The 20993-nt window shown below is 67.6% G+C and carries 23 protein-coding genes; 21 read left to right on the top strand and 2 right to left on the bottom strand.

What is annotated here, in order from left to right; genetic code table 11:
• Nucleotides 1-5: 5 nt before the first annotated feature.
• Nucleotides 6-257, top strand: a complete 252-nt coding sequence (locus tag RUR_RS33165; protein WP_283139172.1) for a hypothetical protein — start codon at nt 6-8, stop codon at nt 255-257.
• An 85-nt stretch (nt 258-342) separates the two neighbouring features.
• Here RUR_RS33165 and RUR_RS33160 read toward each other — a convergent pair whose 3' ends face one another.
• A complete protein-coding gene (locus RUR_RS33160) occupies nt 343-561 on the bottom strand; it encodes a BldC family transcriptional regulator (protein WP_283139171.1) in 219 nt (72 codons plus the stop codon).
• Between the two features lie 285 nt (nt 562-846).
• On the opposite strand from RUR_RS33160, the gene RUR_RS33155 reads away from it, so the two are divergent.
• Nucleotides 847-1101 carry a DUF4229 domain-containing protein gene (locus RUR_RS33155; RefSeq protein WP_283139170.1) on the top strand — a complete coding sequence of 85 codons (255 nt, stop codon included), beginning with the start codon at nt 847-849 and terminating at the stop codon, nt 1099-1101.
• 13 nt (nt 1102-1114) lie between these two features.
• On the opposite strand, the gene RUR_RS33150 is transcribed toward RUR_RS33155, so the two are convergent.
• A complete protein-coding gene (locus RUR_RS33150; RefSeq protein ID WP_283139169.1) occupies nt 1115-2416 on the bottom strand; it encodes a hypothetical protein in 1302 nt (433 codons plus the stop codon).
• 89 nt (nt 2417-2505) lie between these two features.
• On the opposite strand from RUR_RS33150, the gene RUR_RS33145 reads away from it, so the two are divergent.
• From RUR_RS33145 to nuoK, 19 genes are all read left to right on the top strand, one after another.
• A complete protein-coding gene (locus tag RUR_RS33145) occupies nt 2506-3231 on the top strand; it encodes a demethylmenaquinone methyltransferase (RefSeq protein ID WP_283139168.1) in 726 nt (241 codons plus the stop codon).
• A 63-nt stretch (nt 3232-3294) separates the two neighbouring features.
• Nucleotides 3295-3942: a TMEM199/VMA12 family protein gene (locus RUR_RS33140; RefSeq protein ID WP_283139167.1), complete on the top strand. Its 648-nt coding sequence runs from the start codon at nt 3295-3297 to the stop codon at nt 3940-3942.
• A gap of 161 nt (nt 3943-4103) precedes the next feature.
• Nucleotides 4104-4391 (top strand): hypothetical protein, encoded by a 288-nt coding sequence (locus RUR_RS33135; protein ID WP_283139166.1) that lies wholly within the window; start codon nt 4104-4106, stop codon nt 4389-4391.
• Nucleotides 4392-4778: 387 nt separating this feature from the next.
• The gene (locus tag RUR_RS33130) at nt 4779-5384 is read left to right on the top strand and encodes a hypothetical protein (protein ID WP_283139165.1); all 606 of its coding nucleotides are present in this window, start codon (nt 4779-4781) and stop codon (nt 5382-5384) included.
• A gap of 148 nt (nt 5385-5532) precedes the next feature.
• Nucleotides 5533-6273: a hypothetical protein gene (locus tag RUR_RS33125; RefSeq protein WP_283139164.1), complete on the top strand. Its 741-nt coding sequence runs from the start codon at nt 5533-5535 to the stop codon at nt 6271-6273.
• Nucleotides 6274-6434: 161 nt separating this feature from the next.
• Nucleotides 6435-7187 carry a hypothetical protein gene (locus RUR_RS33120; RefSeq protein WP_283139163.1) on the top strand — a complete coding sequence of 251 codons (753 nt, stop codon included), beginning with the start codon at nt 6435-6437 and terminating at the stop codon, nt 7185-7187.
• A 535-nt stretch (nt 7188-7722) separates the two neighbouring features.
• Nucleotides 7723-8403, top strand: a complete 681-nt coding sequence (locus RUR_RS33115; RefSeq protein WP_283139162.1) for a hypothetical protein — start codon at nt 7723-7725, stop codon at nt 8401-8403.
• 711 nt (nt 8404-9114) lie between these two features.
• Nucleotides 9115-10395, top strand: a complete 1281-nt coding sequence (locus tag RUR_RS33110) for a geranylgeranyl reductase family protein (RefSeq protein WP_283139161.1) — start codon at nt 9115-9117, stop codon at nt 10393-10395.
• Nucleotides 10396-10470: 75 nt separating this feature from the next.
• Nucleotides 10471-10830 (top strand): NADH-quinone oxidoreductase subunit A, encoded by a 360-nt coding sequence (locus RUR_RS33105; RefSeq protein ID WP_283139160.1) that lies wholly within the window; start codon nt 10471-10473, stop codon nt 10828-10830.
• Between the two features lie 93 nt (nt 10831-10923).
• On the top strand, nt 10924-11475 hold the full coding sequence (locus RUR_RS33100) for a NuoB/complex I 20 kDa subunit family protein (protein WP_283139159.1): 552 nt from the start codon (nt 10924-10926) through the stop codon (nt 11473-11475).
• A complete protein-coding gene (locus tag RUR_RS33095; protein WP_283139158.1) occupies nt 11472-12158 on the top strand; it encodes an NADH-quinone oxidoreductase subunit C in 687 nt (228 codons plus the stop codon). The genes RUR_RS33100 and RUR_RS33095 overlap by 4 nt, the downstream gene beginning before the upstream one ends.
• Nucleotides 12155-13501, top strand: a complete 1347-nt coding sequence (locus RUR_RS33090; protein WP_283139157.1) for an NADH-quinone oxidoreductase subunit D — start codon at nt 12155-12157, stop codon at nt 13499-13501. The genes RUR_RS33095 and RUR_RS33090 overlap by 4 nt, the downstream gene beginning before the upstream one ends.
• Nucleotides 13498-14196, top strand: coding sequence for an NADH-quinone oxidoreductase subunit NuoE (gene nuoE, locus RUR_RS33085; protein WP_283139156.1), 699 nt, complete (start codon nt 13498-13500; stop codon nt 14194-14196). Before RUR_RS33090 ends, nuoE begins: the two co-directional genes overlap by 4 nt.
• A complete protein-coding gene (gene nuoF, locus RUR_RS33080; RefSeq protein ID WP_283139155.1) occupies nt 14193-15482 on the top strand; it encodes an NADH-quinone oxidoreductase subunit NuoF in 1290 nt (429 codons plus the stop codon). Before nuoE ends, nuoF begins: the two co-directional genes overlap by 4 nt.
• Complete coding sequence (locus RUR_RS33075; RefSeq protein ID WP_283139154.1) at nt 15479-17869, top strand: NADH-quinone oxidoreductase subunit G; 2391 nt, start codon at nt 15479-15481, stop codon at nt 17867-17869. The genes nuoF and RUR_RS33075 overlap by 4 nt, the downstream gene beginning before the upstream one ends.
• Before the next feature lie 52 nt (nt 17870-17921).
• A complete protein-coding gene (nuoH, locus tag RUR_RS33070; RefSeq protein WP_283139153.1) occupies nt 17922-19301 on the top strand; it encodes an NADH-quinone oxidoreductase subunit NuoH in 1380 nt (459 codons plus the stop codon).
• A gap of 13 nt (nt 19302-19314) precedes the next feature.
• Nucleotides 19315-19824, top strand: coding sequence for an NADH-quinone oxidoreductase subunit NuoI (gene nuoI / locus RUR_RS33065; protein ID WP_283139872.1), 510 nt, complete (start codon nt 19315-19317; stop codon nt 19822-19824).
• The gene (locus RUR_RS33060) at nt 19817-20641 is read left to right on the top strand and encodes an NADH-quinone oxidoreductase subunit J (RefSeq protein WP_283139152.1); all 825 of its coding nucleotides are present in this window, start codon (nt 19817-19819) and stop codon (nt 20639-20641) included. The genes nuoI and RUR_RS33060 overlap by 8 nt, the downstream gene beginning before the upstream one ends.
• Entirely contained in the window at nt 20638-20934 is a 297-nt protein-coding gene (gene nuoK, locus RUR_RS33055) for an NADH-quinone oxidoreductase subunit NuoK (RefSeq protein WP_283139151.1), read from the top strand. Before RUR_RS33060 ends, nuoK begins: the two co-directional genes overlap by 4 nt.
• Nucleotides 20935-20993: the final 59 nt, after the last annotated feature.

Raw genomic sequence — 20993 nt, 5'->3', positions numbered from 1 at the left:
CTTTCATGTACGTCATCCGGCGGCAGGACGGCATACTGCAGGTGCCGCAGAGCCTGAACACCGAGGACGGGCGGCTCGTGGGTGACGCGTACGTCGAAGTGGGCCCGGACGATCCGGAGTACGAACGGCTCCTCGCCGAGTCGATCACAGAGGAGGAGCTGGCCGGACACCGGCATCGCTGGCGGGAGGAGAACGACGAGCTGGAGCGGCAGTTCCTCGCCTACAAGGCGGAGCAGGAGGCGGAGCCCGACCGCTGACCCGGCGTTCGCGAAAGCGGTTGTGGAAAAAGCCCGGTGCTCACGGCCGGCGCCACCGTGAGCTGGGCGTTACAACCCCGACCCGTTAAATGCGCGGCGAGTCGCCATTCACCCGTTCTGCGATGATCTCCTCGCCTCGCAGTAGGGCGTGTACTTCCGATTCACGGAAGCGCCGATGACCGCCGGGGGTGCGGATGCTACTGATCCGTCCTGCGGCGGCCCACCTAGTGACCGTTTTTGGGTCGACCCTGAAGAGGGCGGCTACCTCTCCAGGTGTTAGCAGACGCTCGCTGCTACTCTCCACAATCTACTCCCCCTCGCGTCCCGCGTCCTGGTGCGGGCGGACAGGCAACCAGTGTGCCGAGCGAAGCCTGATTTATCCGTGGTTTTCACTAAAGATCACGGGATGTTATCGGCTAACTGCCCGATTGTTATATGATAGAGCCTCTTTGGGGCTCTCGTGGGCGTTTCTTTACGAAAACACGTGTTGGGCACACTAGCAGTGACGGCGCCCTGCGCGAAGGGCGACGGACCAATTACCTGTCAGGGATCTGTCCAGGGTGGTGTCGAATGCGCGTAGGCTCGAACCGTGCATCCGATAGTCGTCTACTCCCTGTCGCGGCTGGCCCTGTTCGCGGTCAGCCTGGGCGTGCTGTACCTGATCGGTGCGCGCGACCTGTTGTTGCTGGTCCTCGCCATCTTCGTGAGCGGGCTCGCCAGCTATGTGCTGCTCTCCGGTCAGCGTGACCGGGTCGCCCTCCGCATCACCAAACCGGGCCACCGGACGGCCAAGGAGCGGGTGACCCCCGCCGAACCCGGAGACGGATCCAAAACCTCCGGGTGAGCTTCGCCACGGTTTAGCCACCGCTGGGGAGGGGGAACAAGCCCACCCGCGCGTGGTACTCCCGGCCCAGGGTCACGGTGTCGCTGCCGACCAGCAGACCGCCCGGGTAGGCCAGGAATGCCTTCACGCCGATGCCGCGCTCCCGGGTGGGATTCCAGGGGAGCGCCTTCCCGGTGACCGGGTGGATGGCGCCGATACCGGTACGGGCGACAGCGCCCGGACCTGCGGAGTTGGCCCCTTTGGGGTTGTTCAGCCAGCGCTGGTGACCGCCCACGTAGACCGCGCTTCCGGTGACGGCGACGCTATACAGCGAATCGCCCCCCGTGTAATTAACCCAGGTTGGTGAGAGATTGGCGGACTCCTTGTAGGTTTCCCACCGCGCTGCCGTGTCACATAATTTCGTCGCCCCACCTATCCCACCCGTTGTGACGACAACGAAATACTTTCCATCTGGTGAGAAATCCAAGCCGCGCACATATGAGGGAAAGACCGGACGGCATTCCGCCGCGTAGGCATTGGTCCGCCACTTCGCCACTCGCGCGGTCGCCCCGCCGATGTCCACCAACCCCAGCTGGGGCCGGGAGAGTCCGTTCAAGCGGGTGAACGAGCCGTCCACCGCGAGCCGATCGCCTTGCCGGTTCACCGCGAGCGCGTAGACCTTGGTCGCCCCCTCCCGCGGATGCGAAGGCGTGACCTTGAACGACGGGTCGACCCCGCCGTTCGCCGCGTCGAGTCGCGCGAGCGCCGTACGGGAGCCGCCCACCGCCGTGAAGTCACCCCCCACGTACAGGTGGGATCCGCGGCGGGCGAGGGCGAAGACCGAGCCCCCCGAGACCCCGGCGACGGCGAACCCCGGCACCGGGGCGCCGTCGGCGAGCCGGAGCCGGGTCAGCCCCGGGCGGGGTTCGGCGTCCACCCAGCCGAAGGAGCCGCCCGCGTAGACGGTGCCGCCGTCCCCGGGCGCCAGCGCCCACACGGTGCCGTCGAGATCGGGGGCGAACCCCCGGTCCACCCGTCCGGTGGCCAGGTCGAAGGCGAAGACGTTCCGCCGATCGAACCGCTCGCCCTCCCCCTGCCGCGTGCTCGCCTCCTGGACCTCGGTGAAGCTCCCGCCCACCACCACCCGGTCGCCCACGATCGCGAACGCGTTCACGATGCCGTCCAGCACATGCGGGGTGTGGTCGGCGGGGTCGGCCGAGACGACCCGGCGGTGCGGGACCGTCCCGCCCGCGGCGGGCGCCGGGACGGCCGACGCCCAGGCCAGAGCGATCAGCACGGCCGACGCGGCGACCAGGGGGAGCCGTGGGTGCAGCATTCCTCAAGACCTATCACGCCCGGCGTGTTCGAGTGGTAACTTTCCGTGCGGTTCCGGGCCGTGCCGGGCGACCGATTAGGCTGTTCCGCATGATGCGCGCATCGCTGGAGAAGAAGCCACACGAGGTCGCCGCGATGTTCGACCGCACGGCCGGACGCTACGACCTGGTCAACGATGTGCTCTCGCTCGGCCAGGACCGGCTCTGGCGCAAGATCGTCGCCCAGGCCGTGGACGCGGGCCCCGGCGAGCTCGTCCTCGACCTCGGTGCCGGCACCGGGACCTCGACCGACGCCTTCACCGCGCTCGGGGCACGCGGCATCGCCTGCGACTTCTCCCTGGGCATGCTCGGCACCGGGGTGGCCAGGCGCGGAAGCTCCGGGCTGTACGGCGGCGGGGTCCGCGGGGTGACCTTCATCGCCGGCGACGCGCTCCGGCTCCCGTTCCGGGACGAGACCTTCGACGCGGTGACGATCTCCTTCGCGCTCCGCAACATGGCCGACACCGGCCAGGCGCTGAAAGAGATGCTTCGGGTCGCCAAACCGTCGGCACGGCTGGTGATCTGCGAGTTCTCCCGGCCGACCGTCAAGTCCTTCGACCTGGTCTACAGCCAATACCTCATGCGCCTGCTTCCGATGGTCGGCCGGATGGTCAGCTCCAACCCCGACTCCTACGAGTACCTCGCCGAGTCGATCAGGGACTGGCACGACCAGCCGGCCCTGGCCCGCCTCATCCAGGCTACGGGCTGGAGCAAGGTGGCCTGGCGCAACCTCTCCCTCGGCATCGTCGCCGTCCACCGCGCGACCAAGCCCGCGTAATCCTAAGGAATCCGGCGAATCGGATTCTGCGCGATCGGCGCAGGGAACGATCATCATGGACCCATGGGGGGTTCACCGCGTTCCACCGTGACACGACCGGGCTTGGGGAAGGGCCGGGGCCGCCTCGCCGTGCGGGTGCCCGCCTTCCTCGCCGTCGCCTTTCTCAGCTGGTTCGCGCTCGGCCTGGCCGACATGCTGGACACCGGCTGGAAAGTGCTGGTCATGGGGTTTTTCGGGCTGATTCTCCTCATCGCACCGATCATGCTGTACGTGTTCAGCGGCAAGAACGGGAGGATGGGCTGGCCCACATCGGTTGGCTTCGTGCTGATTCTCCTGCTCTTCTACTGGACGCAGACCGTTCCGGGTGACTGGTATCTGCAGCTGTTCGGGGAGCGGGTCACCGCTGTGGTGACAAGTGAGCGGGAGCGGGTCGACGGCAACGCCGTCTTCCACGATCACCGGCTCGCCCGGCCGGACGGCAGGCCGCTGAACGGACGGCTGGAGTCGTGGGAGGCCTATCCGGTCGGGGAGTCGGTGCTCGTCCTGGCGGATCCGCTGGGGGTGTTCAATCCTCGGCATCGGGGCGGTTGGGCCGAGACTTGGGATATCGTCCTGACTCCGATCTGCTTCGCGGGACTCGTCGTCGTGGGGGCCGCGGCAGTGGCACGCGGCGAGCGCGACCGCCGCCGTGCCCCGGAATCCCAATCGTGACCACGGCACCCTCCGCATCGCGATGGGCGAAGGCGGAGCCGGGGCGTCCAGCCGCAGGAGAACCCGTGAACGTGCCGCCAAAGCGAGCCGATTTCAGTGGGCCTTGTAGATAGGTATCCAGTGGGCCTGATTCTCCACGGTCGGCCCAGGGAGCGGTCACGATGGAGACATGGGTGGTTCGCGGCGTTCCATCGTGCTCCGGATCTTCACATTCCTCGCGGCGCTGTTCGTGGTTCGACGGGTCGTCCGTTCGGCGAGGCCCCAGACATCGGGGTGGCTGGGCGGACGAGGAGGAGACGGCGCTGACCCTGGCGGGCTTCGGCGGTTTGGCGGTCCTGGCGGCCGTCGGCTCGGTCCTCGGGGAACGCAGGCGGCGGACCATGCGAGCACCGCTCAGGCGGTGGCCCCGGCCCGGCGACGTATGGGAGGAGATCCCGTCCTACTTCTAGGACTGCCAAGACCCACCCGAGCCCGGAGCCGACCGTGCGGTCGAGCGAGGTGCGAATCATCATGGAGAAATGGGGTGTTCGTTGAGTACCACCATCGTCTTTTCCGGGTCGGAGCTCGGGTCGCGGTGGGCACTCGGCAAGGTTTGGGTCCGGCTTGATCGTTCTATCGCGGGACGGGATCGCATAGCCGAGGCGAACAAGCCGAGAAGGCGGCGTCGCCGTAGGCGGAGGGCTCGGATCGGCGCAGGGGAGGAGCAGGGCTCCTTCGGTCCGGTTCTCGCCGGCGGAAGCCATCCGGTGGGATCGGGCGGTATCCCGGGACCACGGCGCCTGCGGCCGCGTGCCGCGTGGCTGAAGCCGGGCTGGACCCATACCGTGCTTCGGATCGTGGTCTGTCTTCTCCTCCTGTTCGGTTCCTGGTTCATGATCGGGATAGGCCACTCGCTGGACACGGGGTGGAGGGTGCTGATCGTTCTCCCCGGCATGGCGATGCTCATCGCCCTGCCTCTGGCGGTGACCTTGCTCAGGGAGTGGATGGGTGGGGAGGCGCTCCTCACCTTGATGCTGTGCTTGTTGCTGACCGAAGCTGTACGCACCTTGCCCGGGGACTGGTATCTGCGGGCGTTTGGGGAGCGGGTCACCGCGGTGGTGGCGAGCGAGCGGGAGCGGGTGGACGACGGTGTCACCGTCTACGACTACCGGCTCAAGCGCATTGACGGACGAGCTGTGAACGGGCGGCTGGAGTCAAATGAGAGGTATCCGGTCGCGGAACATGTGCTGGTTCTGGCGGATCCGCTCGGCGTGATCAACCCCCGGCATCGGGGTGGCTGGGCCGTACCGGAGGACGGCCCGGTGACCCTCCTCATCTTCGGCGGCCTGGTGATCGTGGTGATCACGGCGGGAGTCCGCGGTGAGTTCAGGCGCCGCACCTTACGGCCGTGGCCGGGACGGCGGCCTCGCAACCGGGAATTCTGGGCTTACGTCCGGGAGTGACGCGGATTCGGCCGGCGTAGGGCGCAGACCTCCGCAGTGCCTGCCACCACTCCCGATCCGGAAGAGGGAACCTGACCGGTATAGGGATGAGTGGTCGTAAGGATCATGTTATGTCCCCAATGGGAGGTGGGCGGCATCCTTGGGGACTATGTTGAGTTCTCGGGTTGCCGTGCTGCTCAGAACGGGCTGGGGCCGCGTTGTCGTGCAGATCCTCCTCTGGCTTCTGGCCGTCTTCGTGTGCTGGTTCGCGGTCGGGATGGTGGCCGGAATCAACACGGGATGGCAGTGGCTGATCGTCTGGTCACTCGTCGGGGTGCTTGCCCTCGTCGTCATGATCGCGCCGTTCACGATCGTCGATCGGACGAGCTGGTACATATGGTGCTCGTATGCCTTGTTCCTCCTCCTGGCCGTGCTTGTCAGCACCGTGCCCGGGGACTGGTACCTGCGGGCCTTCGGTGAGCGTCTCACCGCGACGGTGGTGGCGAGGGAGTCGAATCCCCGCACCGACGGCTACGACTACCGGCTTGCCGGGCCGGACGGCCGGCCGCTGAGCGGGTTGCTGGAGCTGGATGAGAAGCACCAAGTCCAGGACGAGCTGCTCGTCACCGTCGATCCGCTCGGTGTGCTCAGCCCCCGGCCGCGGGCCGGCTGGTCGAGTGAGTTCGAGTCCATTGTGGCGCTGGCCGGCTTGGCGGGGTGGGTGGTGTTGGAGATCGCAGACGGAGTCGCCGAAGAACGCGAGCGGCGCAGGGTGGCTGCTGCCCCCTCTCCCGCCCCCACGCCAACGAGGAGTCCTGAACGGCACAAGAGCGTGAAACGGCGACGTAAGCGCAAACGTCCTCGGATCGATTCCACGGCGGCCCGGGACAAGTCCCCCGAGTCTTCGTGAACGGGGAAAGTCCGGTGTCCGGCGGCGCTGGACTCGGACTTCTGCGGCGACCGGGTCTGCCATGCCTAATGTTCTCGATAATTCCTGTAGGAATAGTCTAATTGAGATAGAAATCCGGCTATTTCCCTCTTGCGGGGGAAGCGTCATCATTGGCGGTCGTGATGAGTTCTCCGCCGGCCGCGCTGTTCAAGACAGGCTGGGGTCGTGTCGCCGTACGGATCCTCCTCTATCTTCTCGCCCTGTTCGTCTGCTGGCTCGGCATCGGGATCGCCGCGGGGTTGAACACCGGGTGGCAGTGGCTGATCGTGGTGCCGTTCGCGATCGCGCTCTTCCTCGTCCCGGCGGCGCTGGTCGCGATCAGCGAGCGGATGTACTGGCACATGTGGGTTTCGATCGCGGTGTGCGTCGTGCTGTTCGCGACCGGCTTCACCGTGCCGGGCGACTGGTACCTGCGGTTGTTCGGGGAGCGCGTCACCGCGACGGTGCTCAGCCAGGAGAAGACCGTCGACTCCGACGGCGCCACCGTTTACAACTACCGGCTCGCCCGGCCGGACGGCCGTCCGCTGGCAGGGAGGCTGGAGTCCTATGAGGAGTACCGGCTCCCGGCGGACGTGCTTGTCACGGTCGATCCGCTCGGTGTGCTCAGCCCCCGGCCGCGGGGCGGCTGGGCGAGCGGGGTTGAGGTCGAGGTGGCGTTGGTCGGGTTCGCGGTGATGGCTGCGCTGGCGATCGTCGCCGGGCTCAAGGGGGAGACCCGGCGCCGTGCCCTGGGTCCGCCGGTCCGGCGGTGGCCTCGGCCCCGCGACGTCTTCGTATCGCCTGCCGCGGAGAAGCCCGCACCGGCCCCATCCGCCGCCGCCCGCCGGAAGAAGCCGGCTCGGCTCAAGAGCCAGAAGGGCAAACGTCCGCGCTGAGGGGAGTACGTGCCGGTCTTCCGGATCGTGATCCCGGTGCAGCGGATGGTCTCTTTCCGTCTGGATGGTCACACGTCGGGCTCAGCGGTCGTGACGTAGCCGGTACGGCTCCGCGGCTCCGTTCGGGTTCGGTTTCCGAAGGCGCCGCGACCCGCCGTACCGTCCGGACCCCGGCAGGTTCTCCGAATAGGGGGAAGGGCGGACGGTGACCGACGGGGTGACGTCCGATCGGCTTTCGCCGGTGTTGCGGAGAATCGGCCGACCGGTTTCCGCACGGCCGGAGCAAGGAGAGATCACCATGGAGTCATGGGAGGTTCGCCGAGTACCACCTGCCTAGAACGTGGGGATCGCGGCTGGGGTTCGCGGGGAGCTCAAAGCCCGAGAACGTCCCGGCGGAGCGACCTTGTGGAGAGGAGCGGCTCGAGGTCCTCGGCTGGACGCGTGAACGGCCCGGCGGCTTCCGGGCTCCTCGGGTGAGGTGCACGAAACGCCCGAAGAGGCCGCGTGTCGCCGTACGGCGTCCAGGGTCAACAACATGTCTCGCTTAGCGGATGAGCAGCATTATTTGGGGGCTGTGTTGAGTTCTCGGGTCGTCGCGCTGGCCAGAAGGGGCTGGAGCCGCGCCGTCGTGCGGATCCCTTTCCTTCATCTCGTCTTCTTTGCCTGCTGGTTCGTCTTCGGGATGGCAGCCGGACTCGACGCCGGATGGCAACCGCTGCTGATGTGGATTCTCGGGCTGCTTCTCTTTGCCATTTGGTGTGTGCTGGTTGGGAGCGGCGATCGGACGGAGTGGTACGGCGTCACGTTCTTTCTGGGCCTCATGGTGGCGCTGGGTGGTTTCATCGCGCTTGGTGATTGGTACCTGCGGTTGTTCGGGGAGCGCGTCACCGCGACGGTGCTGAGCCAGGAGAAGACCGTCGACCCCGTAGGCGACACCGTTTACAAGTACCGGCTCGCCCGGCCGGACGGCCGTCCGCTGACCGGGAGGCTGGAGTCCTATGAGGACTATCGGCTCCCGGCGGACCTGCTCGTCACGGTCGATCCGCTCGGCGTGCTCGGCCCCCGGGAGCGGGGCAGCCAGGCGGATGAGGACATGCAAACAGTCACGCTGATCTGCTACGCGGTATGGATCGCCGTGGAGATCCTAGATCAAGGCATCATGCGGCGGCGTGGGGCTCGGATCCCTGCGCCTGACCCTGAAGAAGAAGAGGCCTGACCAGCACAAGAGCGAAAAGCGGCGACGTAAGCGCAAGAGCTACCGGACCGATTCTCCGGCCCAGGTCGAGTCCCCGGTTCTCCCGTACCGGAGAAGGTCCCGATTCCCCGTAGGCATGGATGTCTTCGAGGTACGGGCCGCCGCCAAGAAGTCGGCTTCGCCTCCCGCCTCGACCTTTGTGGAGAAGCAGGACCCACCCCAGGGCCGGAAGCGAAAGCCCAAGAGCTGACCCGGCGCACGGATGGGCAGGGGCGCCGCCGTCGGTCGGGCGGCGTGTCGCCGTACAGTCCTGTGGTCGTCGGTGCGGCGACTTGGCGCTAGATCGTTAAATCCGACTATTTCCGGATGGGCGAGAACGCGGCAGGATCGGGGGTCGTGACGTTTCCGGTACGGCTGCCGCGGCTCGCGCCGCGCGGCCGGTCCGAAGATCGTCACGAGCCGCGCAGGCGCGCCGCCCGAAGGCCGATGGAGAAAAGAAGTGTGAGGTCAGCGGCGGATCGGGTAGGCGTGGGCGGTGACCGACGGGGCGACGTCCAATCGGTTTTCCGGAAGCACTAAACTTCTGTTTGACATGCTTGTGAAGGCCTTCACAAACGGGCAAAGGGGCGGTCACGGCACAAGCCGTACCTCCCGGGGGGCTGTTTGTGGGGCCACGCCCAGTAAGGCACACCACCATAATCCAGTAGCCACCCCGGTAGGACAGGACAGCCCGTGAGCGAGCCAGCCCCCGCAGTTCAGTCACCGCGCGGCGAGTCGGAAGCCGATGTCATCGTCGTCGGAGCCGGGCCCGCCGGTTCGACGACCGCTTTTTATCTGGCGCAGGCGGGTCTGGACGTTCTCCTCTTGGAGAAGACGCGCTTCCCCCGCGAGAAGGTCTGCGGGGACGGTCTCACCCCTCGCGCGGTGAAACAGCTGATCGCCATGGGTATCGACGTCGACGCGCCCGGTTGGATCAAGAACCGCGGGCTGCGGGTCATCGGCGGCGGGATGAAGATCGAGCTCCCCTGGCCGGAGCTGGCCGACTACCCCGAGTACGGGCTGGTCCGCACCAGATACGACTTCGACGAGATCCTGGCGAACAACGCCGTACGCGGCGGCGCGCGGATGCTGCAGGGCGTCAACGTCACCGGTCCGATCCTGGACGAGCGGAGCGGTCACATCGTCGGGGTCACCGCCAAGCGGGACGGGGAACCCACGACGTTCCGGGCCAAGCTGGTGATCGCCGCGGACGGCAACTCCAGCCGCCTGTCGATCTCGATGGGTCTCAACAAGCGGGACGACCGGCCGATGGGTGTGGCGGTCCGCACCTATTACACGAGCCCGCGGCACGAGGACGACTATCTGGAGTCGTGGCTGGAGCTCTGGGACGACGAGCGGCTGCTCCCCGGCTACGGCTGGGTTTTCGGGGTGGGCGACGGCACGAGTAATGTTGGGCTTGGGCTGCTCAACACGAGTGCGGCCTTCCAGAACATTGACTATCGAGATCTGCTCCGCCGATGGACGAAGAACATGCCGGCCGAGTGGGGTTACGTCGAGGAGAACATGACCGGGCCCATCAGGGGCGCGGCGCTGCCGATGGCCTTCAACCGCCAGCCGCACTACACGCGTGGGTTGTTGCTCGTGGGAGACGCGGGCGGGATGATCAACCCGTTCAACGGCGAGGGCATCGCGTACGCCATGGAGTCCGGCTGTCTCGCGGCGCAGATCGTCGCGCAGGCGCTGGCCCGGCGGACACCGGCTCAGCGTGAGCGTGCGCTGCTGACCTATCCGCGGGTCGTCAAGGACACTTACGGGGGCTATTACACTCTAGGTCGGATTTTCGTGAAGGCCATCGGAAACCCAGAGTTGATGAAGTTCGCGACGCGGCACGGGGTTCCGCACCCGACCTTGATGCGGTTCGTCCTTAAGTTGCTTGCTAATCTCACCGATCGGCGAGGCGACGCCTCAGACAGGATCATCAACGCGCTGTCGAAGATGACCCCCGCGGCTTAACCCATGAGGACCCCGATGATCGCCGTGCCTAGACTCTACGAACGAAACTCCAAGACAAGGGGGGACGCGTAAGCGATGGAGCTGTATGTGCCCATCCTCATTCTCGCCGTTCTCGCGGCGGGGTTCGCGATCTTCTCCGTGGGGATCGCCCCCTTCACCGGTCCCGCACGATGGAACCGGGCGAAGCTTGACGCCTACGAGTGCGGCATCGAGCCCACTCCGCAGCCTGTCGGCGGTGGGCGATTCCCGCTCAAGTACATGATCACGGCGATGCTCTTCATCGTCTTCGACATCGAAATCATCTTCCTGTACCCCTGGGCGGTCGCCTTCGACCAGTTGGGGCTCTTCGGGTTGGTCGAGATGGTGCTGTTCATCGTGACCGTTCTGGTCGCCTACGCCTACGTGTGGCGCAGGCGCGGTCTGGACTGGGACTAGCGGTGTTCACCACAGCGTCGTTCACATCGGGCCCGCCGTCGCCGGCACGGGCGGCCGGGTCCGCAACCCCCACCCGGACGAGGAGGTGACGAGATGGGTCTTGAAGAGAAAATCCCCGGCGGGGTGATCCTGACCACAGTCGAGCAGGTGGCCGGCTGGGCGCGGAAGAACTCCGTCTGGCCCGCGACCTTCGGCCTGGCCTGCTGCGCCATCGAGCTCATGGCGACGGGTTCCCCCAAGCACGACCTCGCCCGGTTCGGGATGGAGCGGGCCTCCGCATCGCCGCGACAGGCCGACCTCATGATCGTGGCCGGTCGGCTCAGCCAGAAGATGGCCCCGGTACTGCGGCAGATCTACGACCAGATGGCCAACCCCAAGTGGGTCATCGCCATGGGCGTCTGCGCCTCCAGCGGCGGCATGTTCAACAACTACGCGATCGTCCAGGGCGTCGACCACGTGGTTCCGGTCGACATCTACCTCCCGGGCTGCCCCCCGCGACCCGAGATGCTGATCGACGCGATCGTGAAGCTGCACGACAAGATCCAGAACACCAAGTTCGGCGTTCACCGCCAGAAGCAGATCGATGAGCTGGAGCTCGCCGCGTTGCGTGCCCTGCCGTTGGTCGATCAGGGGACTGCGAAGTGACAGAGCACGCTGAGGATCCCGTTCACCGGCAGGGCATGTTCGGGACGTCGGGCTCGGGTGACACATCCGGCTACGGCGGTCTGGTCGTACGGCGCGGGCAGGGGCTCTCCAGCCCCCGGCCGTACGGCGGCCCCGACGGCGGCGGCACCCCCGGGGAGTTCGACGAGGTCGCCGACGAGCTGGAGCGCTCGCTCGGCGACGAGCTGGCCGACGCGATCGAGCGGGTCGTGGTGGACCGGGGCGAGCTCACCTTCCACATCAAGCGGGAGCGGCTGGCGCAGGTCGCGGCCCATCTGCGGGACAACGCCGCACTTCGCTTCGAACTCTCCCTCGGTGTCTCGGGTGTGCACTACCCCAACGACACCGGACGGGAGCTGCGCGCCGTCTACCACCTCTGCTCGATCACCCACAACCGGCGGATCCGGCTTGAGGTGAGCTGTCCCGACTCCGACCCGCACATCCCCTCCACGGTGTCGGTCTACCCGACGCACAACTGGCACGAGCGCGAGACCTACGACTTCTTCGGAATCGTCTTCGACGGGCATCCCGCGCTGACGCGGATCGAGATGCCGGACGACTGGGTGGGACATCCGCAGCGCAAGGACTACCCGCTCGGCGGCATCCCCGTCGAATACCGCGGCGCCGAGATCCCCGCGCCGGACGAGAGGAGGTCGTACGCATGAGCCCCACCGCGCAAGAGGACGTCTACGCGACTCCGGGTGAGGCGACCGAGGGCAAGGTCTTCACCGTCACCGGCAACGACTGGGACGAGGTCGTCGACGCGGCGGCCCAGCACGAGCACCTTGTGATCAACATGGGCCCGCAGCACCCGTCCACGCACGGGGTGCTCCGCCTGGTGCTCACCCTCGACGGCGAGACCGTGGTCGAGGCCCGGACCGTGATCGGATACCTGCACACCGGTATCGAGAAGAACATGGAGTACCGGACCTGGACCCAGGGGACGACCTTCGTCACCCGCATGGACTACCTGGCGCCGCTCTTCAACGAGGCCGCGTACTGCTTCGCCGTGGAGAAGCTGCTGGGGATCGCCGACCGCATCCCCGAGCGCGCCCAGGCCATCCGGGTGATGATGATGGAGCTCAACCGGATCTCCTCCCACCTGGTGGCCATCGCCACGTACGGCATGGAGCTGGGTGCGACCACCCCGATGCTCTTCGGTTTCCGGGAGCGGGAGATGGTGCTCGACCTGTTCGAGTACATCACCGGCCTGCGGATGAACATGGCCTACGTCCGGCCTGGCGGCGTCGCCCAGGACCTGCCCGTGGGTACCGTCGACAAGGTCGGCGAGCTGCTCAAGGCCATGCCGAAGCGGCTCAAGGAGATGCGCAAGCTTCTCGACGAGAACCCCGTCTACCTGCGCCGGACCAAGGACGTGGCCTACCTCGACCTGACCGGCTGCATGGCGCTCGGGATCACCGGCCCCATGCTTCGGGCGGCGGGCCTGCGCTGGGACCTGCGCAAGTCGCAGCCGTACAGCGGTTACGAGAAGTACGAGTTCGACGTTCCGGTCGAGACCACCTGCGATGTGTACGGGCGATACATCGTGCGCATGGCGGAGATGGACGAGTCGCTGAAGATCATCGAGCAGTGCCTGGACCGGATCGCCGGATCCGAGCTCAAGGGCAAGCCCGTAATGATCCAGGACAAGAAGATCGGCTGGCCGTCGCAGCTCTCCCTCGGGCACGACGGGCTCGGCAACTCCCCGGACCACATCGCGCACATCATGGGCACCTCGATGGAGGCGCTCATCCACCACTTCAAGCTGGTGACGGAGGGCTTCCGGGTACCCCCGGGCCAGGCCTACTCCGCGGTCGAGTCGCCGCGGGGCGAGCTCGGCGCGCACGTGGTCAGCGACGGCGGCACCCGCCCGTACCGGGTGCACTTCCGCGACCCGTCGTTCACCAACCTGCAGGCGGTCCCCGCGACCTGCGAAGGCGGCATGATCGCCGACGTCGTCTCGGCCGTCGCCTCTATCGATCCCGTCATGGGAGGTGTGGACCGGTGACCCCGGAATCCCGAGAGTCCGCCGTACGAGTGCTCTACGAGCGTCTGGAGAGCGACGCCAAAGAGATCATCTCGCGGTATCCCAAGCCGCGCTCGGCGCTGCTCCCGCTGCTCCACCTCGTCCAGTCCGAGGAGGGCTACGTCTCCGACGCCGGCCAGCAGTTCTGCGCCGAGATGCTCGGAATCACCAAAGCCCAGGTCGTGGCGGTGTCGACCTTTTACACGATGTACAAGCGCGCTCCCGCGGGCGAGTACCACGTGGGCGTCTGCATCAACACCCTGTGCGCGGTCATGGGCGGCGACCAGATCTGGGAAGAGCTCACCGAGCACACCGGTGTCGGTCACGAGGGGACGACCCCCGACGGCAAGGTCTCGCTGGAGCGGCTGGAGTGCAACGCCGCCTGCGACTTCGCCCCGGTGATGATGGTCAACTGGGAGTTCTTCGACAACATGACGCCGGAGTCGTCCAAGCAGCTCGTGGACGACCTGCGGGCCGGCAAGGAGGTCGTCCCCCCGCGCGGGCCGGACAAGCTGTGCACCTTCAAGCAGGCCTCGCGCGTCCTGGCGGGATTCCCCGACGGCCTGGCCGGCGAAGGCCCCACCGCGGCCGGGCCCTCCCTGGAGGGGCTGAAGCTCGCCCGGGAGCACGGCTGGACCGCGCCGTCCCCCGATCGTGAAGGGGAGTTCGAATCATGACGCAGCTGACGCCGGTTCTCACCGAGAACTGGGACCGTCCCGACGCCTTCACCCTGAGCGGGTACGGAGACTACTCGGCCGCGCGGACCGCCCTCGGCACCGATCCCGACCGGCTCATCCAGACGGTGAAGGACTCGGGCCTGCGCGGACGGGGCGGCGCCGGCTTCCCCACCGGCCTCAAGTGGGGATTCATCCCGCAAGGGGACGGCAAGGCGCACTACCTCGTCGTCAACGCCGACGAGTCCGAGCCGGGAACCTGCAAAGACATCCCGCTCATGATGGCCAACCCGCACGTGCTCATCGAGGGCGTCCTCATCACGGCCTACGCGATCCGGGCCAACCACGCCTTCATCTACGTGCGCGGCGAGGTGCTGCACGTCATCCGGCGGTTGCAGGCCGCGGTCCGCGAGGCGTACGAGGCCGGATACCTCGGGTCGAACATCTTCGGCACGGGCTTCGACCTGGAACTGGTCGTGCACTCCGGCGCCGGCGCCTACATCTGCGGTGAAGAGACGGCTCTGCTCGACTCGCTTGAGGGATATCGCGGCCAACCTCGGCTCAAGCCCCCCTTCCCCGCCGTCGCAGGCCTTTACGCCTGCCCCACTGTCATCAACAACGTCGAGTCCATCGCCAGCGTTCCCAGCATCGTGGCGAACGGCGCGGGCTGGTTCGCCGGGATGGGGACCGAGAAGTCCAAGGGCTTCGGGATCTTCTCCCTCTCGGGGCACGTCACCAACCCCGGCCAGTTCGAGGCGCCGCTCGGGATCACCCTCCGCGAGCTGCTGGACATGGCCGGCGGGATGCGCGGCGGGAAGCGGCTGAAGTTCTGGACCCCCGGCGGCTCGTCCACCCCGATCTTCACCGAGGAACACCTCGACGTCCCGCTGGACTTCGAGTCCGTCGGGGCGGCCGGGTCCATGCTCGGCACCCGGGCCCTGCAGATCTTCGACGAGACCACCTGCGTGCTGCGCGCCGTGCTCCGCTGGACCGAGTTCTACGCGCACGAGTCGTGCGGGAAGTGCACGCCGTGCCGTGAGGGCACCTACTGGCTCAAGCAGATCCTGCGCCGGCTGGAGAAGGGCCAGGGGACCGAGGAGGACATCTCCACGATCACCGACCTCGCCGACAACATCCTGGGCCGCTCCTTCTGCGCACTCGGCGACGGAGCGGCGAGCCCGATCCACTCGTCGGTGAAGTACTTCCGCGACGAATACCTCAAGCACTTCGAGCTGGGCCACTGTCCGTTCGACCCAGCCGCCTCGACCCTCTGGGGGGCCGGCAAATGACCGTGCAAAGTACTGAGCAGGCTCGGGTCCCGGTCGAGCTGGTGACCGTCACCATCGACGGATTCCAGATCTCGGTGCCCAAGGGGACCTTGGTGATCCGCGCGGCCGAGCAGCTGGGCATCCAGATCCCCCGGTTCTGCGACCACCCGCTGCTGGACCCGGTCGGCGCCTGCCGGCAGTGCCTGGTGCACATCGACGGCATGCCCAAGCCGCAGGCCTCCTGCACCATCACCTGCACCGAGGGCATGGTGGTCAAGACCCAGCTGACGTCCGAGGTCGCGGACAAGGCGCAGCACGGGGTCATGGAGATGCTCCTGATGAACCACCCGCTGGACTGCCCGGTCTGCGACAAGGGCGGCGAATGCCCCCTGCAGAACCAGGCGATGTCCAACGGGCGCGGCGAGTCCCGGTTCGAGGAGACCAAGCGGACCTTCCCCAAACCGATCCCGCTCTCCACGCAGGTGCTGCTCGACCGGGAGCGCTGCATCCAGTGCGCCCGGTGCATCCGCTTCCAGGACCAGATCCCGGGCGACCCGCTCATCGAGTTCTTCGAGCGGGGGGCCAAGGAGCAGGTCGGTGTCGCGGACGGCGAGCCGTTCCAGTCCTACTTCTCCGGCAACACCATCCAGATCTGCCCGGTCGGCGCGCTGACCGGCGCGGCCTACCGCTTCCAGGCGCGGCCGTTCGACCTGGTCTCCACCACCACCGCGTGCGAGCACTGCGCGAGCGGCTGCGCGCTGCGCACCGACCACCGGCGCGGCAAGGTCACCCGGCGCCTGGCCGGGGACGACCCGCAGGTCAACGAGGAGTGGAACTGCGACAAGGGCCGCTGGGCGTTCGCCTACGCCACCCAGCCCGACCGGCTGCGCACCCCGCTCATCCGGGACGAGGAGGGCAAACTCGTGCCCGCCTCCTGGCCTGAGGCGCTGGAGGTGGCGGCCAAGGGGCTCGCCGCGGCGGCGGGCCGGGCCGGTGTGCTGGTCGGCGGCAGGGTGACGGTCGAGGAGGCCTACGCCTACGCCAAGTTCGCCAGGCTGGCCCTGAACACCAACGACATCGACTTCCGCTCCCGTCCGCACTCGGCGGAAGAGGCCCAGTTCCTCGCGCACGCGGTCGCCGGGCGCGGGATCGAGGTCTCCTACGGCGATCTGGAGCAGGCGCCCGCCGTACTCCTCGCCGGGTTCGAGCCCGAAGAGGAGTCCCCGATCGTCTTCCTGCGGCTGCGCAAGGCGGTACGCAAGCGCGGCCTGCGGGTCTTCGCGCTGGCGCCGTACGCCACCCAGGGGCTCGGCAAGCTGGACGGGACTCTGCTGCGGGCCCTGCCCGGCAGCGAGGCCTCGGCCATCGGCGAGCTGATCACCGGTGACAACCCGCTCCCCGAAGGTTCGATCATCCTCGCCGGAGAGCGGCTCGCCGCCATGCCCGGCGCGCTGTCGGCGCTGGTACGGCTGAGCGCCACCAGCGGTTCGCGGCTAGCCTGGGTGCCCCGGCGGGCCGGTGAACGCGGCGCAGTCGAGGCCGGCGCGCTGCCGAACCTGCTGCCGATCGGCCGCCCGGTCGTCGACGAGACGGCCCGTGGCGAGGTCGCCAAGCTCTGGAACGTCGGCTCCCTCCCCGCCGAGCCCGGCCGGGACTTCGCCGGCATCCTGCGGGGAGCACTCGACGGCGAGCTGGACGCCCTGCTCATCGGCGGGATCGACCCCTACGACCTGTCCGATCCGGCGGCCGCGCTGGCCGCGCTGGAGAAGACCCCGTTCATCGTCTCGCTGGAGATCCGGGCGAGCGCGGTCACCGACCGGGCCGACGTGGTCCTGCCGGTCGCGACGGTCGCCGAGAAGTCCGGCACGTTCGTCAACTGGGAGGGCCGCGGACGGGTGTTCGAGGCCGCGCTCCCCGTCCCGGGCGTCATGAGCGACCTGCGGGTGATCGGCGCCGTCGCCGACCGGATGGACGTGCACCTGGCGCTCCCCGACCCGGCCGCGGCCCGGCGGGAGCTGGGTACCCTGGGTGCGTGGCGCGGATACCGCCTCATGGCACCCTCGATCTCCGGCGGGGCCCCGGCCGCTCCGGAGCAGGGTGAGGCTATCCTCACCACGTGGCGGCTGCTCCTTGACGACGGTCGTCTCCAGGACGGGGAGCCCTTCCTCGCCGGTACGGCCAAGGCGGCCGAGGCGCTGATCTCGCCGGCCACGGCCGCGGAGCTCGGCGTCGTGGACGGGAGCAAGCTCACCGTGTCGACGCATCGGGGGTCGGCGACCCTCCCCGTCAGGGTGGGCGACCTGCCCGACCGCGTCGTGTGGCTGCCGGAGAATTCGCCGGGCTGCGCCGTACATCGTGATCTCGGTGTCGACGCGGGCGCCGTGGTGGCGATCAGGAGCGCGGAATGAGAGCGACGGATGAGCACCGCACGCGTGGCGAGCGAGGAATGGTGAGCTACCGATGACCACAATGCTGGCAGGGCCGATCGGGCCCAGCCTGGCCGACTTCGGCAAGGATCCCTGGTGGATCAGCCTGATCAAGGCCGTGTTCATCTTCGTGTTCTTGATGCTCGGAGTGCTGTTCGGCGTCTGGACCGAACGCAAGCTCATCTCCCGCATGCAGAACCGGTACGGCCCCAATCGGGCGGGTAAGTTCGGCCTGCTGCAGTCGGTGGCCGACGGCCTCAAGATGGGGTTGAAGGAAGACCTGATGCCACGCACGGTGGACAGGGTCGTCTTCTTCCTGGCGCCGGTCATCATCGCGGTCCCCGCGTTCCTCGCGTTCTCGATCGTGCCGTTCGGGCCGATGGTGTCGATGTTCGGGGTGCAGACCCCGCTCCAGCTCACCGACCTGCCGGTCGCGGTGCTCTTCGTCCTGGCGATGGCGTCCATGGGCGTCTACGGCATCGTGCTCGCCGGCTGGGGTTCGCGTTCGCCGTACGCGCTCCTCGGCGGTCTGCGGTCGAGCGCCCAGGTGATCTCCTACGAGATCGCCATGGCGCTCTCCCTGGTGGCGGTCTTCCTCTTCGCCGGCACCCTCTCCACCTCGGAGATCGTGAACGCGCAGGCGGCCGGGGGAACCTGGGAGATCGGCGGACTGAGCATCCCGCTGCCCTCGTGGTACGTGGTCATGCTCTTCCCGTCCTTCCTCATCTACGTCGTCACCATGCTGGGTGAGACGAACCGGGTCCCGTTCGACCTGCCGGAAGGCGAAGGCGAACTCGTCGGCGGATTCCACACCGAGTACTCCTCGTCGCTGAAGTTCGCGATGTTCATGCTCGCCGAGTACGTCAACATGTTCACCGTCTCGGCGCTCGCCATCACCATGTTCTTCGGCGGCTGGCAGGCGCCGTGGCCGATCTCCCTCTGGGACGGGGCCAACACCGGCTGGTGGCCGATGCTCTGGTTCTTCGGCAAACTCGTGATCGCCTTCTGCTTCTTCGTCTGGGTGCGGGCGTCGCTGCCCCGGGTCCGGTACGACCAGCTCATGGCACTCGGGTGGAAGCTCCTCATCCCGATCAGCCTCGCCTGGATCGTCCTCGTCGCCACCGTGCGGGCGCTCCGCCTGGAGGGCGGCGACAGGACCCTGGTGATGGCGATGCTCGGGGTGATCGTCGTGGTGATCGGCGTCCTGTACTACGCGTTCGACACCTCGCGCGAGCGGAAGAAGAAGGACCAGCAGGCCCAAGTACGGGAGGAGTTCGCGCGGCTGCGCAACGAGCCCACCGCCGGTGGCTTCCCCGTACCGCCGCTTGACCTGCCCCACTACCACGGCGTCAGCTCGCGGCCGGCCGTGACCCGGGCCGACTCCAAGGAGGTCACGAGTGAAGCCAAAGTCTGAGCCCGCCAAGGGACTGACCGACTGGCTGAACCCCGTCAAGGGGTTCGGGGTCACCTTCTCCACGATGTTCAAGAAGGTGGCGACCGTTCAGTATCCCGAGGAGAAGCGGCCCACCGCGCCCCGGTTCCACGGCCGGCACCAGCTCAACCGCTGGCCGGACGGCCTGGAGAAGTGCGTGGGCTGCGAGCTCTGCGCCTGGGCCTGCCCGGCGGACGCCATCTTCGTGGAAGGCGCCGACAACACCGAGACCGAGCGCTACTCGCCCGGTGAGCGGTACGGCCGGACGTACCAGATCAACTATCTCCGCTGCATCCTCTGCGGACTCTGCATCGAGGCGTGCCCGACCCGGGCGCTCACGATGACCAACGAGTACGAGCTCGCGGACAGCAGCCGCGAATCGCTGATCTACACCAAGGAGATGCTGCTCGCGCCGCTCAGCCCGGGGATGGAGGCGCCGCCTCACCCCATGCGTCTGGGCGACACCGAAGAGGACTACTACCGGTTGGGACGTAAAGATGGGTGAAGCCATCACGTTTTGGGTGCTCGCGGTGGTGTCCGTGACCGCGGCGCTCGGAATGGTCTTCAGCCGCCGGGCGGTGTACTCGGCCCTCATGCTGGCCGTGGTCATGCTGTCGCTCGCGGTGCTCTACGCCGTACAGGACGCCCCGTTCCTCGCCGTGGTCCAGGTGATCGTCTACACCGGCGCGGTGCTGATGCTGTTCCTGTTCGTGCTCATGCTCGTGGGCGTGGACTCCTCGGACTCACTCGTCGAGACGATCAAGGGTCAGCGGTTCTACGCGGCGATCGCCGGTCTCGGCTTCGCGGCGCTGCTCGGGCTCGCGATCGGCAACGTCGCCCTCGGCGCGCCGAAGGGCCTGGCCGAGGTGACCAAGGCCGGTAACGTCCCCGCGGTCGCGGAGCTCATCTTCACCCGGTACGTCTTCGCGTTCGAAGTCGCCTCGGCGCTGCTCATCACCGCGGCGCTCGCCGCGATGGTGCTCGCGCACCGGGAGCGGCTGCGGGCGAAGCCGACCCAGAAGGACCTCTCGCGCGACCGGTTCCTCACGGACAACCCGGCGGGCCTGCCCGGCCCCGGCACCTACGCCCGGCACAACGCGATCGACATGCCCGCGCTGCTGCCGGACGGATCGGTCTCGCCCCTCTCGGTCAGTCCGGTCATCGCCCGGCACGAGTCGGGGGCGGTCGTCCGCCCCACCGACCCCGAGATGGTCAAGTCCTATGTGGCGGCCGCCCGCGAGCGGGACGCCGAGGAGGAGTCCATGAGTCTTACCCGCGAGGCTGAGGCGGAGACGCCCGGCGGGGAGAAGGAGGAGAAGTGACCACGCACTACCTGGTGCTCTCCGCCCTGCTGTTCACCATCGGCGGGATCGGCGTGCTGGTGCGCCGCAACGCCATCGTGGTGTTCATGTCCGTCGAGCTCATGCTCAACTCCTGCAACCTCGCGTTCGTCGCGTTCTCCAGGATGCACGGGAACCTCGACGGGCAGCTGATGGCGTTCTTCGTGATGGTCGTCGCGGCGGCCGAGGTCGTCGTGGGTCTCGCCATCATCGTGACCATCTTCCGAACCCGCAGGTCGGCGTCTGTTGACGATGCCAACCTGCTGAAGTACTGAGGGGCCACAAGTGTCGCCTGCTGAGATCACCCAGTACTCCGGCGGTGGCGTGATCGGCG

The sequence above is a fragment of the Rhizohabitans arisaemae genome (genome assembly GCF_025996515.1).
GTDB classification, from domain to species: domain Bacteria; phylum Actinomycetota; class Actinomycetes; order Streptosporangiales; family Streptosporangiaceae; genus Rhizohabitans; species Rhizohabitans arisaemae.
This window is presented reverse-complemented; position numbering and strand designations above follow the sequence as displayed.